Below are 15545 nucleotides of genomic sequence, written 5' to 3' on the forward strand. Positions count from 1 at the left end.
TTTTCTGTTAACTCAGTTTCCTATATATCTTGAATATAAGGATTTTGCTTTGACAATTTCATTTGTACCATGCACCAAAATACGTCCATCCTTAAATACCACAATGGATGTATCTTTATCTGGAGAAAAACGAAGTAAGAATTGGTTTCCCGTAACCTTACCATTCTTTTTTAGCTTCTCACCTAGTTTTAGTAAATCGCGTTCCTGTTTTTCCCTAAAATATATTTGCACGGTATCTCGTCCACAAAGAGAACTATAAGATTCCTGAAATGCTGATGAACGATTGAGAAAATCAAATCGATGGTTTACACATGCCGGGCAGTGTGGATTTTTCCCCTCCATTATATTCATTGAAAATAATGAGGTATCCCAAATATCAATTTGCTCAAGGTTAGGGCTTGTAGCAGCCCCTGTTAGTACTTTTATCGCTTCCATTGCCTGAAAAGAACCTATGATATCCGTAATTGGTGACAAAACCCCTATCGTGTCACACGTTTCACCCCTGCCGGCTGGAACTTGCGGAAATAAACAGCGATAACACGGAGTTATACCAGGTTTTATCGTAGCAAACATTCCTCTGGAACTAACTGCTGCACCATGGACCCACGGAATCCCATACTTAACCGCAATATCGTTAATTAAAAAGCGAGTCATAAAATTATCAGTACCATCTACAATAACATCAAACCCTGCTAATAATTCTTCAGCATTATCTAAATTTAAATCCGTAATAACAGCGTCAATCGTAATAGTGGAGTTGATCGTGTTGAGCCTCTTTTGTGCAGCAATTGCCTTTGGAAGATTTAGCTTTACATCTTCTTCGTTAAAAAGTGATTGACGCTGCAGATTGGATAGGTCCACTACATCTCTATCAATTAACCTTATATATCCTACACCAGATCGAACCAAATGATTGGCACAGACTGTTCCCAATGCGCCAACACCAACAATAGCCACCTTACTTTTCAACAATTTCAACTGCCCCTCTTTCCCTATTCCTGAAAAAAGAATTTGTCTTGAGTATCGTTCTAAATCGTCCATCTAAATCCCCATTTCTGCAGTTAATAATTTTTAGAAAAATTATAATATTAAAAATCAAGAAATAATTATATAATAGTAATTGGGTTTATTTATTAATTTTGTGAGGAATATCCTATTTATATATTTTATTATAAATTAGGAGATTAGTAATTATATATAAATGAAAGAGAGGGAAAACGATTGAATCTAGGTGGTTTTTTAAACAAAGAAGTGGTAGTTGATTTAACAGCTGGTACTGTTAACTACAGACCCATTAACGAAGAGGACGCAAAAAAGTACATTGGCGGCAGAGGGCTGGGAGTAAAATATGTACTTGATAACGGTCCTGAAGTTGAGCCATTATCTCCAGAAAACATTCTATGTATCATGACAGGTCCTGTAACAGGGTCACGTTCTTCCATGAGCGGTCGTCTTTGTGTGGTTACAAAGTCTCCTCTAACAGGAACGGTTACAGATTCTCATATGGGTGGTTGGACTGCGGCTCGTTTAAAATGGGCAGGCATCGATAATATCATCTTTGCAGGAAAGAGTGACAAGCCTGTTTATCTTTATATAGAAGATGGCAAGGCTGAACTGCGTGATGCTTCAGAACTTTGGGGAAAAGGAACAAGAGAAACCGTTAAAACACTTCAAGAAAAGCATGGAGAACAAGACCTGAGTGTTATGACAATAGGCCAGGCTGGTGAGAATACGGTTAAGTTCGCGTCCTTTATTAATGAGCATGATCGTGCTGCTGGACGGGGCGGAACAGCCGCTGTTGCAGGCTACAAAAAATTGAAAGCGATTGTAATCAAAGCACCTCAAAAAGGAAATATGCCACAGCCGAAGTTAGAAACTGAGTATAAAGAGGCAAACAAAAAGGCGGTAAAGGCGATTCTTGATGGCGGCTTAACGGCACCAAATAAAGGCGGTCTTTCCGTTTATGGAACGAATGTTTTAACCAACATTATCAATGAGGTTGGAGCTCTTCCAACAAAGAATTCCCAGTTCACTCATTGGGATGAGGCAGAAAAACACAGTGGTGAGTATGTAAATGAGCATTTGCTTGTGAAGAATAATACCTGCCATGCTTGTCCGGTAGGTTGTAAAATCGAAGTTGAAGTAAAGGATGGAAAGTATAAAACTAGAGTCGAAAGTATTGAATTTGAATCTGCTTGGTCACTTGGCTCTAACTGCTTATTAAGTGATGCAAAGGCCATTTCTTATCTAATTGACCGTTGTAATGAGTATGGTCTAGATACAATTGAGCTAGGTCATTGCTTCTCGGTAACAATGGAAGCCTATGAAAAAGGTTTGATTACTGAAGAGCTTATCTGGGGCGATGCTGATTCCATGATTGACTTAACTAAGAAAATTACCTACCGAGAAGGCTTCGGTGGAATCCTTGCCGAAGGCCCAGCAAAAGCAACGGCCTCATGGGGTGCACCAGAGCTATCGATGTCTGTTAAGGGACAGTCGATTCCTGCCTACGATCCACGTGGTATTCAAGGGATTGGTCTTGGTTATGCAACAAGTAACCGTGGAGCCTGTCATTTACGAGGCTATACGGTAGCAAGTGAAATTGCTGGTATCCCTGAACCAACTGATCGTCTTAAGCCAGAAGGTAAAGGTGAATTATTAAAAGTATTCCAAGATATGCTTGCATTCTCTGATTCTATGAATATTTGTAAGTTTTCGTCCTTCTCAGAAAACGCTGAGCATTATGCCGAGCAGTATAGCGGGATGACTGGTATTCCGATGACAGCAGATGATGTGATGAAGGCCGGAGAAAGAATTTATAATCTTGAGCGTTATTATAACAACTTGGCTGGATTCAACAAGGAGGAAGATGACTATCTACCAAAACGTTTTACTGAAGAGCCAGCATCTGGTAACAGTGCAGGAGAAGTAAGCAGAATGGATATCATGCTTAATGAGTACTATCAAGTTCGCGGCTGGAAAGACGGAAAAGTTACAGAGGAAAAACTTCGTGAGTTAGAAATTATTGATCCAGAGAATCAGTTAGTTTAATAACAAATAGTAAAAGGCTTCTGCATCGTTAGCAGAAGCCTTTTTGAGGGTAATCACTATCCACCGATTCTCCTAGTTTTTACACGGAAATTTTTGATAAGTTGCTCGAGCGTTAAATCATCTGTCGCATTAAATTTAATATAAACGCAGTTCACTTTGAAGGTCGAGGTTATCGAAAGTTCCTCTTCACTTAAAATTTCACCAAACCAGTCTTCCGATTGAAAGACGAAGGGAAACTCATTGGTAATTTGTTTGCCGCCTAATTCTTCAAAATACATTCCAAGATGTTTTCGATTTATTCCCCGGAACTCCAATTCCTGCTTTGGCATATTAACCACCTGCAACTGGAGGAAACAAAGCAAATTGATCGGTTTTGTTTATAATGGTCTCAAGACCATCCAAATGAATAATATTTCTTCCGTTAATAAAAACATGGACAAATGGAAGCAGCGTTTTATCAGCTGTAAATATTTCATCCTTTAGGTCAGGGAACATTTCAACCATTTTATCAAGTACATCTATTACCCGTTGACCCTCCGGATTAACCTCTACCCCAACCCCGCCACAAATTTGCCGGAGATTAGCAAACACCCTAACTAGCATTATATCCCTCTCCTCTCCCCTTACCTAAATAGTAAAACTATTTGCAATAATTGTCATCATGTTTGTTCCTATAATTTAGACCGTAAAAAGGGCTGCCGAGAAATTCTCAGGCATCCCTTTTTTTATTAACCAAACTTATACGTTGAAAATAGACATAGGTAATTTATCAAAGCCTAAATATAATACAAGTAAGAATGCAATTACGAACTGTATCCACAAAACTGAAGTCTTTCTATTTTGTGCAACCTTGCTAAGGATCATTTCAAATAAACCGATTATCCATACCCCTACGACAGCTTTTAATATATACAACAAATCAATATTAGACAGCATGAAAAGGAGTCCAACACCTGTAGCAATTATTAGCAGATATAGCACTCGTAAAATCATTTGGACAATTTTAGCGCCCTTTTCTTTTCCAGCCTTTAGTAAGAATATAGCGACAATAAATAAAATTAGGGCTAAAACCCAAGCTGTTACGTGACCGTGAATCATCTAATCTTCCTCCCATGTATCAATAACTTATAGCAACACTATCATACCATAGGGATTCTAAAAATCCTAAAAAAAAGCAGGCTCTAATAATAAGAACCTTCAAGAAGATTAACAGTAAAAATATCTCTAAGCACAATATTTTCCCCTTCGATTCCCTGAACCTCTGTTATTTTCGTAACTTTTCTTGTTCCATCATTTAAACGTGAAAGGTGAACAATGATGTCAATAGTACCAGCGATTTGTTCCCTAATCGCCTTAATAGACAAATTCATCCCTTCAAGATATGCAATGATTTCTAAACGGTCAATCATATTACTTGGACTGCTGGAGTGTCCTGTTGCAAGAAAACCATCAAGTCCTTTATTTTCTTTCCTGAGTATTTCACGTACATTTTTACCGCGAACATCTCCAATAATATGCCTTTTCTCTTTTGGAATGGAAATGGAAAGAGCATTAACGAGGGTCGTTTTACCCGCCCCTGTTCCTCCGCTTACTAGAATATTTAATCTAGCTTTAACACATGTACAAAGGAAGAAGGCCATTTCTCTTGACATGGTCTCGTTACGAATTAGATCCTGCAGCTCTAGAGGTTTCCATGAATTCCTTCTAATAGCCAACCTTGCTGCTGACTTGTACAATTTGTTATTTACACCTTGTCCCTGTGTTTTTTGCTGGACTTCATTTAATAGCCCCATACATTCCACCCACCTTGAATAGTTTTTTGGAACCGGTTTGGCAGGGTTGGTTGAACGAATATAAAAATAACCCCACCTTTACCGAAAGGGGAGTTACCAAATTAGCACAACAATGCACATAGAAAGAACTATGAAAACACTGCTATAGCAAATGAAAAACACCCTATTCTTTCGGTAACTGGCTGGCGTAGTGCAATGGTGCACCTTAGCCCCTTTAGCTTTGCGTCACTGATTTTCATCAGTTTTGCCTTTATCGAGAATCAGTGTTTTATTTTTCCGACTGTTCTCTTAAACCTATCATAAGTCCTTTTGCCTTTATCTAACATCCTACTATTTTCTTATTTTTTAATAATATATAGGTAATATTACCTATTTCCAAAATTTTCCCAACATTCTACTATCCTTCCTCCTAAATTTTCAAAATATCACTGTTAACTTTTATAGGCGAATGAATCACATTAGATAAACCCATACATACGATAATAGGAGAATAAATGTAAAGGGTGTTGTTTATGCCAGCGATTGTTGGGGTTGCACAAGTCATTTCACTTGGCAGCAGCTCGGTTTTCCATATCGGTGATGTTTATAAAATTATGCCATTTTCTTCTGCAAGAACATTTTCCGGAGCTGGGTCCTTTAATACAGGTGAAAGTTTAAACGTTCATAATAATAATTCAAGCAATACAAACACATATGATTCGGACGTTATTGATCAAGGAATCCTCCTTAATGCATAAGGAATAGGTGATCTATCATGAATTTTTATATCCAGCAGTCGATTCAAATTAACTTTATAAAAATTAGCAGTATTACTAATTCTTCTGTCCTGCAAATCGGCAGTGCCGGGATCATCAAACCTGCCGCTCATTTGTATAATACAGGAGGTTTTACAAAGCCTGCACCTAAAGCTGGAGAAACTTCAACATCAAGTGGGCAATCTCCCCCTGGGAATTTTGCGGTTCCTTTGACTGGCAGTAGGTAGGGCAAGATGATACACAGCGAGGTGATGGTATGTATCAGGATTATTCTCAATTTCTTCAATGGGTACAGATGACTTTACAAACACAGGAAAATAAAATTGCTATACTGGAACAGACCATTCAAAAAATGCAGGAAGAACTGAAGCAATTAAAGGATAAGCCTAGTATTCATGTGGATAAGATTGAGTATAAATTTGATCAGTTGAAGGTTGAGACACTTGATGGGACCTTAAATATTGGACTAAATCCATCCGATTTGGCCAATATTGAAGATTTTGCTGTAGAAAATCAATCTCTTAATACCCCCATTCCTCCTAAAGCTCAAATGCAGCGGTCTATGAAAATAGAAGAATCTATTTATCGTTATTTAGAAACAGAGCTCCCTGTGGTATTTAAGGAAACCCAGAAGCAATTAAATGTGCAGTTAGACGAATCCTATTTAGCTTTTATTAAACAAGATATTATGAAACAGCTGCCGTCTAGGATAGATTATCATCTTAAAGAGTCATCAACGCAAAAACGGAATGAAGAAACCATTAACGATGAAACAATTATCGAATTGTTAAAGCAGGAAATTACAAAAGGAATTAGTATTTTCATTAATCATCTACCAGAGAATGTGAAAGGAATGAATACACAAAATGAACTTTGAAGTTTATAACCGAGAACTACTTGTTGATACAATTAGAATAACGGGTGTTGCAAGTTCTTCGTTAGTACTGGTTGGAGATACTCAAACCATCCAACTAGCATCAACTTTTGATACTCCCCCTGAATCACTCATCATCGGGCCATTTGTGCCACTTTTTTAGGATGGTATTAACGATATGTTACAGCGATCTTCTGTAGTAAACGCCATTAATGTGACCTCGGCTTCTTTTGCCTGTACCATTCAGCTTGGAGATTCTCGAATTATTAATGGATTTTCAAGGGCTTTAGCCGTTCAAAGGGAAGTGGATATATTTTATGCAAAAGAAGGAAACTTTTCGGCTTATCCAGTATTTTCAGAACCAATTCCTTTAACACCAATTAATGAAAAATTAACAATATCAACTCATAATACCCACCCTGTCATTAAGGTCAATACTATTTCAATTCTCGCCATGTCTTCGTCTGGTATCCTACACGTTGGAAACAGTGAAAACGTCTCTATGGAGGCTAGGGTAAAGCATATCCGGCAGCTGCTGCCTGACCAGGATGAACAATAACAAGAACTTATGAATACGATATCCCAGGATAGTGAGGACTAGTAAAGTAAAGGATGTTTTCGTATCGATTGTTGTTAAAATCTTAAAGCCGATTTTAACCTGGAAATAGTTATTTTGCCCCTATGAATTAAGTTTGCAAGCTCTTTTCTTATTAAATTAATGATTTTTTCCGTGAAAACACAGCACAATCTTTAATTTTTGTTATAAAAAGCAGCAAAGTTTAAGAAAAGAGCCTTAAGTAAAGGATGTTATTTATGCCAGCGATAATTGGTCCAGTACAGATTGTGAACGTAAGTGGTGGAGTTGTGCAATTCGGGGATACCGTATATATTTCTCCTAAAAGTGCCTCAAAGACTAATGCAGGTTCCGGAGGTTTTAATACCGGGGCAATTATTTTTACAGCCAACGGATTAAGTGGAACAAATGTCTTTGATGCTAATTTAGTTGACCAACCAATAGCAGGAAATAATTAAATACGACATAAACCTCATGGTTTTATGTCGTATTTGGTTATTCTTAAAGTTTTAAAATATGAGCTCCATCAAAGAAGAATAAATATCTTTCATTCACTTTTCTTCTCCAGATTTGTTCCAACGCTTTTGTATATAAATTAATTTGCAGTCTGTATCGTTCTTCGAGTATCGGTTTAGCTTGCTCGAAACCACCTTTGTAACGATCTGAAATTCCATCCGATTTAAAGTCAATGAGCACGAGTCCATTTTCGTCTTCAAAAACACAGTCGATAATCCCCTGGACAAAAACAGATTCATCTTCGTCCTTCCATGTTGGGTATACTTCCGAAGCCGGCAATGACAGGGTAAAGGGAATTTCACGATTTATCACTTTTGCTTTTTTCATCCTTTTACCTAAATTCGATTCAAAAAATTTCACAATTAGTTGTGTATTAATGACCTCTGATTGCTCGACAGTTAACAGTTCGTTGTTAACCATTGATTCGACTTGTGCCTCAACGGTCTCAATTGTGACAGGTCTTGAGAAATCAACATGCTGCATGACCATATGCAGGGCTGTCCCTCTCTCAGCAGGACTTAACGACTTTTCCTGCATAAACTTAGGCCGTTTCGTAATTGATTTTTTAAAGCTAGTTAACAATTCCGTACCACTATGCTCATCTGACACTTCCCGTTGACGCTTCATTTCTGATACTGATTGCTTCGAGCGATGGGTTGAGGCATTTTCAAAAGAATACTCCCAAGTTAAGCGAGATTTAATTTCTTCTTCAAAGGTAGATGTTACCGAAATAGTTTCCTTTTTCTCTACCTGTTTTAGTAAGGAGTCCTCTTCCATACTTTGAATCATTTCCTGATTTTTAATTTCTTCAGCACTCATTACTGTAATTTTCCATGATGATGGGTGAAGGGAGATTTCTTCGAAAACTAGATTATCATTAATCTCAGCTTTTCTTATTTCTTTACTGTCCCGATGCCGAATAAGTGCTGGTCCAACCCAATCCATATAACAGCTTGCAGCGGCTCTTTCATAATCCTTTAGTAGCCAATCAGAGTGAGTAGAAACATCGTTCCACTGTTCTATTTTTTTATCGGCATCCTTCATAGTTCCTATCAAATAAAGCTTTTCCTTTGCCCGCGTCAAGGCAACATAAAAAACCCGCATTTCCTCTGCCAGCATTTCCATTTTTTTTCTACGCTTAAAGGCAATTTGGGGTAAAGAAGGATAGGTAATTCTTTTTTCCACATTTACATATTTGGCTGCAAAACCGTATTCTTTATCGAGCATATATGGTTTACGTATATCCATCATATTAAAGCTTCGCGACAATCCTGCGATAAATACGACTGGGAATTCCAGCCCTTTACTGCTATGAATGGTCATAATCCGAACTACATCTTCCTGCTCGCCAAGCGCCCTAGCCGCCCCAAGATCATCGCCTCTTTCAATCATTCTCTCAACAAACCGTAAAAAGCGGAATAACCCACGAAACGAAGTTTGCTCATATTGTCTTGCCCGATCATACAATGCACGTAAGTTAGCTTGGCGCTGCTTACCTCCTGGTAAACCACCTACAAAATCATAAAACTGTGTATCTCGATACAGCTGCCAAATCAATTCTGATAGTGACCCCTGACGCGCCATTGAACGCCATTCATCCAGATAGTCATAAAAACCTCGGACCTTTTCGTATAAATGTTCTGTTTTTTCCGTTGGGTTGCTGCGACAGAACCTCTTAACCGACTCCCAAAAAGTGCCCTTACCGTGTAATCGTATTTGTGCCAACTCTTCCTCATTCAGCCCGACGATAGGCGATCTTAGAACAGAAGCCAATGGAATATCTTGGAGCGGGTTGTCAATTACCCTTAATAACGACATCATAATGGCTACTTCCGTTGCTTCAAAATATCCCGAGGAAAGGTTCGCATATATCGGTATCCCTTGTTGCTTGAATTCTTCCATTATTTGTGGTGCCCAAGTCATGGAGCGAAGCAGGATAACCATATCTCGATACATAATTGGACGGTAAGACTCGGTTTTTGGATTGTAAACTTTTGTTTCATTTGCAATTAATTGTTTAATTTTTGCAGCCATCACTCTAGCTTCTAGCTGAGATTTTTCTAAATCCACCTCATCAAATTCTGAAGGTACTGTCTCTGTTTCTGATTCAACAGCCTCAACGGGCAATTCTTTACTCTCATTATTTTGATCAATTAGCAATAGCTCGATAGGAAATGGTTCATTTTCAGGATACGGTGCACCCGGCCTAAGTTCAGCCGCCTCATCATATTCAATTTCCCCAACCTTTACACCCATGATTTGTTTAAATAAATAGTTTGTCCCTTCAAGTACCTCTTTCCGACTTCTAAAGTTCCGTGCTAGGTCAATTCGTAAGCCCGTTCCTACCCCATCCTGCCTAAACCGATTATATTTTCCCAAAAATAAATTGGGCTCTGCTAAACGAAAACGATAAATCGACTGTTTTACGTCACCAACCATGAACAGATTCCCATTTGTCTCATCTTCTTTAGCGACTAATTTTAAGATTGTTTCCTGAACAAAATTTACATCCTGATACTCATCAACAAATACTTCATTAAAATGATTCCGGTAGGCTAATGCAGCCTCTGATGGAAGAAATTCTCCTTCAGTGGTGATTTCACCCGTTAATATTTTTAAACAATAGTGCTCCAAATCTGCATAATCTACAAGCCCTTTTTCTTGTTTTGCTTTCTCAAAGCGCTCAGAAAAAGCAGTGACGAGATAGACCAGAGTTTCAATGAGAGGACGCATTTCGTCCATATCACGTAAAAATCCTTCAGGCTTTCTTAAAAAAAGCTCTTCTTTTATATCTTGAATCTTCTTTTTAGCTTTATCACGAAGTTTTTGAGCCTTTTCGGTTAGCTCCTTATCATAATGGTCCCCTTTTACTTGCTTTGCTCTCGTGAAAGTCCAAGTCTGCATTGCATGATAAAGGGCTATCCACGAATCACGATTTGCCTGTATGAGAGTATTAATCACGTTTAAATCATCAAGGAAATTTTCCGCCCTTGGAGCAGGTCCACCTGGAAGCTTTGTCACTTCCAAGCCGCGCTGTATCATTTCTTTTGCCCCTTCTAATTGTAGTTCTATATCAAAAAGGAGGGCTTTGATAAAGGGCAGTTCTTCTAGATTTGTTATATCCGACACATTATACATATTAATCATGGACTGTAAGTATTGACTTGGTAAAGGATTTGACATGGCAAAATCATAAATATCCCGGACGATGTCCATTAAGGCACTATCACTCCGGTCGCTTGTAAACGAATCTACCAACTGAAAAAATGATTCATTATCCTTTTTTCCATACTCCTCTTCAAACAGTTCGTCCATCACTTCATCTCTCATTAGTTGTGCCTCTGTTTCATCGGCAATTCTAAAACTAGGATCAATATCGATGAGATAATAATATTTACGTATAACCTCCATACAAAATGAGTGCAGGGTTGAAATCGATGCTTTATTTAATAAACTTAGTTGTTTTCGTAAATGCCTTGATCCTGGGTCTTTGTTTATTGCTTTTTCCAATGCTTCTCCGATTCGATGTCGCATTTCGGCTGCAGATGCGTTTGTAAAGGTTACTACTAATAACTCATCGACATCAACAGGGTCTTGTTCCGAAAGTATCTTTTGAATAATTCGTTCTACTAAGACTGCCGTTTTTCCCGACCCGGCTGCTGCTGCGACAAGGATATCTTTATTTTTCCCCATAATGGCTTTCCATTGGTCTTCCGTCCAAGTTGCCTCTGCTGGTTTAGGTGGAATGACAAAACTACTCATCTACACGAACCTCCTTTCTAATTAGATCAAAGATTATTTCCTTTGGTTGAGGTGTTAGTATTTTGTAGTGATTTTCCATTGACTCGTCAAATTGGCAAACAGATTTATAGGAACAAAAGGTACAAGGTGTTTTGACTTTCAGTTTAAATGGTTCAATTGCAACCTGACCGTCAACAATAGCCTCTCCTGTTGATTGATAATGCTTTCGAACATAAGCCCTAAGGTCATCAAATTCAGTTAGGCTGGCTACTTTTGACTTTTTAGTAAGATTGCCATCTTTTTTAATACCAGCTGAAATAATTTGCGAGTCACCCGATTCAAGCGATTGGTCCATCAGTTTAAGGACATCCTGGTCACCCACCATTAAACCATTCATCTTAAATTTCTTCATGATTTCCTTTTCAATTTCATCGACCGTCAGTAATTTACTAGAACTAATTAACGGGTTATGAACATGGAAATACAGGACTCCCGCAGGGCTTGCTTTCATTTCTATCAATTCATCTGAATGCGTAATGACAATATCTAAATAGGTTAACATTTGCAATGCCAGTCCATAGTACACTTCGTTTAGGTTGACATCCTTTTCACTTGATTTATAATCAATAACCCGTAAATAAGTATCATTATTTTCACCCTTTGCTTGATCAACCCTGTCAATGCGCCCGGCTAATTCCATCCGTTTTCCATTCTTTAATGAAAACGCTAATGGCGGGAGCTTGCCATTTCGTCCAAAGCTCAGTTCCAATCCGATTGGAGAAAATCCACTTACTTTTGCATGCTCACTTAAAACCTGAGATGCCCGGGTAATAATCTGTTCTAGTTTTCGTTTTATATAATGATGACGCTCAGAGCTTAGCAGGATTTCATTTTGGAGCTTCGGAGCTAAAGCATTAACTGCTTCCTTAGCCAGTTCTTCACATTGCTTTTTTGAAAGGGATGCCCAGCTAAGTTTTTGTTCATTGACGAAATCAGATATATGCTTTAGAGCTGCATGGAATAGTTCACCAATGTCAGGAGCCTCTAAACGAAAAACTTGCCGTTCACGAAGCTTTAGCCCATGCTGAGCAAAATGAGAAAAGGCACAGCCATTGTATAGCTCCATCCGTGATACACTTGCCTGTATCGTATCACCATATAATTCATCGGCTGTTTCCTTTGAAAGCTGAACCGTCTGATTGGTATAAAAAAGACTGGAGAATACTTTCTCTGCTATCCGCTTCCACTCACCTTGGATATAAAAGTTATAAACATCCCACCACAAATCGGATATCGGATAATTTCGCTTTTTCAACTGAAGCTGTGAGGTTAAGTAAGACAGAGTTGTTTTGTAATTGGTAACAAAGTTCAACTGCTCCTCTTCTGTCAACTCACCAGGATCTGTACCATAAAAATGCTCTTTTATTTCCGGATACATATCTTTTAGTCTCTTGATATAAGAAGAAGCAATTAAGGCTTTTCCTTCATCATTTGCAAGCGGGTAGCTGACATAAAGAGTCTCGGAAGGTGTCGTTAGTGCCTTATAGGCAATAAAGTTTTCATCCAATAAACGTGTTCTGCTGCTTGGTGCCACTGTTAAATCTGCAGCAATCAACATTTCACGCTCTTCATCTGTTAATATCCCTTCATCTGCAATTTTAGCTGGTAATATCCCCTCATTAACACCCAAGACAAAGGCTGCCTTTATATCTGCCAGTCTAGATTTTTCTAAATCTCCGATTATTACCTGGTCGAGAGCTGGTGGAATAAGAGAAAAATAGAGAGATTCAAACCCTGCTTCTAATATCGCTGAGAATGACTTTAAGGAGACATTTTCTTCTCCTAATATTTCAACATACTGATCTAAGAGATCAATACATGCATTCCACACCTGCTCATGCTCACGCATTTTCACAAGGTTTCCTTTTTGTTCAGCATTTATTTTCAAATTTTCTAGTTTCGAAGGAATATCTAATTCTTCTAAATATAAATAGATTGCTTCACAAAGCTTCCGGCCTGTATCTGCCTTTTTAAGTCTCCTAGATAAGCGAAGAATCGGTGCAGTTACCATAAGCTTTAATTCATTTAATTGCTGTTCGATTTCTTTGTCAGTGTCTGTTTGCACATTGTTTTCCATGTCCAGACCCCTAAAGCGACGATATGTCCATCGATCTTTTCTCGTCCATTTACTCCCTTTTATTCCATACGCAAGTACGTAGTTTTCCAGCCTATCCATTTTTTCGCGCATTCGATCTGGATTCTCCTGAAGCGGATATAATAATTCGGTCTTTATTACCCTAAAAACCGGCTCATAACGCCAAAATGATTGAATAACCTCCAGGGTTGATCGAATTAATTCAATCAATGGATGATTCAACATTGTTCTTTTTTGGTCGATGAAATATGGAATCTTATAATCGGTAAAAACTGGCTCAACAATTTCATGATAGTCATTGCCATTTCTAATCAAAAGCGCCAGGTCCTTATAGCGATAATTCTTTGTCCGAATCAACTGAAGAATTTCGCGGGCTATCCCTTCTATTTCTGCTCTACGATTAACGGCTTGACCAATATGGATGTCTGTTTGTCCATCATAAGGGGCAGCTGGTCTAGAATCGAAATTAGCCTCTAAATGACGCATTGAAGGATGATTCCATTTCTGCTGTTGAGATAGATAAGTGGGATTCTCGATTTCAATTCCTTCGACCTTTGCCAATTCAACTATAGAGCAGCAAGCATCACTTGATAATCGAAACAAATCCAATTCATCAGGAGATGTTTCAAAAGTATTTCGATCAGTCGTCATCGTTATTGTTACTCGCTGACAATGCTTCATTAATTCTTTTATGACTAGGTATTCCTGAGGCGTAAAGCTATAAAAACCATCAATATAGATTTCTGCCTCTTTCAAATAGTTCGATTCAGAAATCTTTTCTGACAGCAAATGAAAATAGTCCTCGGAATCAATATACTTTCCAAAGACTTCATCCTCAAATTGTCGATAAATAATTTCTAAATCATTCAATTTATCTTGCAAGGCTCGAGAGGCTGTCCCACCATTTTCATTGACCTTTTTTGCCTCCTGAATTAGCTCATCAGGATTAATGCAATAACGCTTAAATTCAGTAATCATCTGTTCTACTAGCTGCACAAAGCCAGTTTTATCAGCCGCACGTTGAAACAATTTTAATTGATCCTTCTTCTCTTCGATAATTTTACGAATAAGCATGCTTATTCCGACACTGCTTAGATGATAACGGCTTATCCCGCCAGTTTCCTGCAATATTCTCCAAGCCAATCGTGAAAAGCTGTATACTTGTGCCCGAATCATTCCACCAAGTATTGGGTCAGTCGCCAATCGATATTCTGCCTGAAACGTCATCTGCTCTGGGACTATATAAATAATCGGTGATCCCTGTGGATTTTCCAACAGCCGGTCTTTTATTTCATTCATAACCATTTGCGTTTTACCGCTTCCCGACCTTCCGGTTACCATTCTTATAGACATGTTTCTTCCCCGCTTTCCGAGTACCCTTCAATAACTTAATACACTTATTTTATCACAAAATGAGCACAAACGTTTGGAACACTCCATAAGGATTTTAACCATAAATGGGAAAATTTTAAAAACAAAAAAAGAGACGATTATCTTTCATCGTACTCTCAGGTTTCTTATCTATTCTAATTAAAATTGAACATCCATTTCGTTTAGCGGCCAGTAACGAAGGTCGACTTTTCCAACAACCTGGCCGACAGAGATAAATCCGAAATGCCTGCTGTCCCAGCTGCCTAAGCGATTATCCCCTAAAACAAATAACTTTCCTTCGGGAACAGTACTTTCTCCCGTAATTTCCTTCAAACTAAAATCCCCTGTAAGCTGGATACCAGGTATTTCCTGCTTATAAATAGATAAAAACGGTTCCTTATACTTTTGCCCGTTGATATATAATTGATCGTCTTTAAATTCAATTTTATCCCCTGGAAGCCCAATAACGCGTTTAACAAAATCCTCTTTTTCATTTGCATGGAAGACAATCACATCAAAGCGGCTAAGATCACTAATTTGATAGCCGAGTTTATTGACTACTAATTTGTTTCCATCTTGAAGAGTAGGCATCATCGATTCTCCCTCGACAACATAGTTAGAAAAGAAAAATGTTCGTATAAAAGCAAAAATGATAATTCCAATTGCAAAGGCTTTAATCCATTCAATCCCCTCTTTTTTCCACTCAATATTCATT

General features: G+C 38.2%; 15 protein-coding genes and 1 riboswitch. Of the genes, 7 read left to right on the top strand and 8 right to left on the bottom strand.

The window, feature by feature from the left end; genetic code table 11:
- Positions 1-12: 12 nt before the first annotated feature.
- A complete protein-coding gene (locus tag J2Y03_RS08225; RefSeq protein ID WP_310192723.1) occupies positions 13-1041 on the bottom strand; it encodes a ThiF family adenylyltransferase in 1029 nt (342 codons plus the stop codon).
- Between the two features lie 180 nt (positions 1042-1221).
- Here J2Y03_RS08225 and J2Y03_RS08230 point away from each other — a divergent pair, with 180 nt between their 5' ends.
- Positions 1222-3051, top strand: a complete 1830-nt coding sequence (locus tag J2Y03_RS08230; RefSeq protein WP_310192725.1) for an aldehyde ferredoxin oxidoreductase family protein — start codon at positions 1222-1224, stop codon at positions 3049-3051.
- 56 nt (positions 3052-3107) lie between these two features.
- Here J2Y03_RS08230 and J2Y03_RS08235 read toward each other — a convergent pair whose 3' ends face one another.
- The 4 genes from J2Y03_RS08235 to J2Y03_RS08250 form a co-directional block, all read right to left on the bottom strand.
- Positions 3108-3380 carry a hypothetical protein gene (locus J2Y03_RS08235; protein WP_132085477.1) on the bottom strand — a complete coding sequence of 91 codons (273 nt, stop codon included), beginning with the start codon at positions 3378-3380 and terminating at the stop codon, positions 3108-3110.
- Between the two features lies 1 nt (position 3381).
- On the bottom strand, positions 3382-3654 hold the full coding sequence (locus J2Y03_RS08240; RefSeq protein ID WP_132086307.1) for a ubiquitin-like small modifier protein 1: 273 nt from the start codon (positions 3652-3654) through the stop codon (positions 3382-3384).
- 135 nt (positions 3655-3789) lie between these two features.
- Complete coding sequence (locus J2Y03_RS08245) at positions 3790-4149, bottom strand: YisL family protein (protein ID WP_132085475.1); 360 nt, start codon at positions 4147-4149, stop codon at positions 3790-3792.
- An 83-nt stretch (positions 4150-4232) separates the two neighbouring features.
- The gene (locus J2Y03_RS08250; RefSeq protein WP_310192731.1) at positions 4233-4844 is read right to left on the bottom strand and encodes an ATPase, T2SS/T4P/T4SS family; all 612 of its coding nucleotides are present in this window, start codon (positions 4842-4844) and stop codon (positions 4233-4235) included.
- Between the two features lie 170 nt (positions 4845-5014).
- Positions 5015-5103: riboswitch (cyclic di-GMP riboswitch) on the bottom strand.
- A gap of 253 nt (positions 5104-5356) precedes the next feature.
- On the opposite strand from J2Y03_RS08250, the gene J2Y03_RS08255 reads away from it, so the two are divergent.
- From J2Y03_RS08255 to J2Y03_RS08280, 6 genes are all read left to right on the top strand, one after another.
- Positions 5357-5581, top strand: a complete 225-nt coding sequence (locus J2Y03_RS08255; protein ID WP_310192734.1) for a spore germination protein — start codon at positions 5357-5359, stop codon at positions 5579-5581.
- 17 nt (positions 5582-5598) lie between these two features.
- Positions 5599-5826, top strand: a complete 228-nt coding sequence (locus J2Y03_RS08260) for a spore germination protein GerPB (protein ID WP_132085469.1) — start codon at positions 5599-5601, stop codon at positions 5824-5826.
- A 29-nt stretch (positions 5827-5855) separates the two neighbouring features.
- Positions 5856-6476: a spore germination protein GerPC gene (gerPC, locus tag J2Y03_RS08265; RefSeq protein ID WP_310192738.1), complete on the top strand. Its 621-nt coding sequence runs from the start codon at positions 5856-5858 to the stop codon at positions 6474-6476.
- Positions 6466-6636 carry a spore gernimation protein GerPD gene (locus J2Y03_RS08270; protein WP_132085465.1) on the top strand — a complete coding sequence of 57 codons (171 nt, stop codon included), beginning with the start codon at positions 6466-6468 and terminating at the stop codon, positions 6634-6636. The genes gerPC and J2Y03_RS08270 overlap by 11 nt, the downstream gene beginning before the upstream one ends.
- A gap of 15 nt (positions 6637-6651) precedes the next feature.
- Positions 6652-7032: a spore germination protein GerPE gene (locus J2Y03_RS08275; RefSeq protein ID WP_132085463.1), complete on the top strand. Its 381-nt coding sequence runs from the start codon at positions 6652-6654 to the stop codon at positions 7030-7032.
- 254 nt (positions 7033-7286) lie between these two features.
- Positions 7287-7505, top strand: a complete 219-nt coding sequence (locus J2Y03_RS08280) for a spore germination protein (protein ID WP_132085461.1) — start codon at positions 7287-7289, stop codon at positions 7503-7505.
- A 43-nt stretch (positions 7506-7548) separates the two neighbouring features.
- Here J2Y03_RS08280 and addA read toward each other — a convergent pair whose 3' ends face one another.
- The 3 genes from addA to lepB all read right to left on the bottom strand — a co-directional run bounded on the left by addA (position 7549) and on the right by lepB (position 15544).
- A complete protein-coding gene (gene addA / locus J2Y03_RS08285) occupies positions 7549-11325 on the bottom strand; it encodes a helicase-exonuclease AddAB subunit AddA (protein WP_310192745.1) in 3777 nt (1258 codons plus the stop codon).
- Positions 11318-14812, bottom strand: coding sequence for a helicase-exonuclease AddAB subunit AddB (gene addB, locus J2Y03_RS08290; RefSeq protein ID WP_310192747.1), 3495 nt, complete (start codon positions 14810-14812; stop codon positions 11318-11320). The genes addA and addB overlap by 8 nt, the downstream gene beginning before the upstream one ends.
- A 177-nt stretch (positions 14813-14989) precedes the next feature.
- Positions 14990-15544: a signal peptidase I gene (gene lepB, locus J2Y03_RS08295; protein WP_310192750.1), complete on the bottom strand. Its 555-nt coding sequence runs from the start codon at positions 15542-15544 to the stop codon at positions 14990-14992.
- Between the last annotated feature and the right edge of the window lies 1 nt (position 15545).

Source organism: Neobacillus niacini, assembly GCF_031457145.1.
Classification (GTDB): domain Bacteria; phylum Bacillota; class Bacilli; order Bacillales; family Cytobacillaceae; genus Neobacillus; species Neobacillus niacini_J.

Excerpts from the sequence above, each read along its gene's own strand:
- J2Y03_RS08225 (WP_310192723.1), bottom strand. The coding sequence starts at position 1,041 with ATGGACGATTTAGAACGATACTCAAGACAAATTCTTTTTTCAGGAATA.
- J2Y03_RS08235 (WP_132085477.1), bottom strand. The coding sequence starts at position 3,380 with ATGCCAAAGCAGGAATTGGAGTTCCGGGGAATAAATCGAAAACATCTT.
- J2Y03_RS08240 (WP_132086307.1), bottom strand. The coding sequence starts at position 3,654 with ATGCTAGTTAGGGTGTTTGCTAATCTCCGGCAAATTTGTGGCGGGGTT.
- J2Y03_RS08245 (WP_132085475.1), bottom strand. The coding sequence starts at position 4,149 with ATGATTCACGGTCACGTAACAGCTTGGGTTTTAGCCCTAATTTTATTT.
- J2Y03_RS08250 (WP_310192731.1), bottom strand. The coding sequence starts at position 4,844 with ATGGGGCTATTAAATGAAGTCCAGCAAAAAACACAGGGACAAGGTGTA.
- J2Y03_RS08255 (WP_310192734.1), top strand. The coding sequence starts at position 5,357 with ATGCCAGCGATTGTTGGGGTTGCACAAGTCATTTCACTTGGCAGCAGC.
- J2Y03_RS08260 (WP_132085469.1), top strand. The coding sequence starts at position 5,599 with ATGAATTTTTATATCCAGCAGTCGATTCAAATTAACTTTATAAAAATT.
- gerPC (WP_310192738.1), top strand. The coding sequence starts at position 5,856 with ATGTATCAGGATTATTCTCAATTTCTTCAATGGGTACAGATGACTTTA.
- J2Y03_RS08270 (WP_132085465.1), top strand. The coding sequence starts at position 6,466 with ATGAACTTTGAAGTTTATAACCGAGAACTACTTGTTGATACAATTAGA.
- J2Y03_RS08275 (WP_132085463.1), top strand. The coding sequence starts at position 6,652 with ATGTTACAGCGATCTTCTGTAGTAAACGCCATTAATGTGACCTCGGCT.
- J2Y03_RS08280 (WP_132085461.1), top strand. The coding sequence starts at position 7,287 with ATGCCAGCGATAATTGGTCCAGTACAGATTGTGAACGTAAGTGGTGGA.
- addA (WP_310192745.1), bottom strand. The coding sequence starts at position 11,325 with ATGAGTAGTTTTGTCATTCCACCTAAACCAGCAGAGGCAACTTGGACG.
- addB (WP_310192747.1), bottom strand. The coding sequence starts at position 14,812 with ATGTCTATAAGAATGGTAACCGGAAGGTCGGGAAGCGGTAAAACGCAA.
- lepB (WP_310192750.1), bottom strand. The coding sequence starts at position 15,544 with ATGAATATTGAGTGGAAAAAAGAGGGGATTGAATGGATTAAAGCCTTT.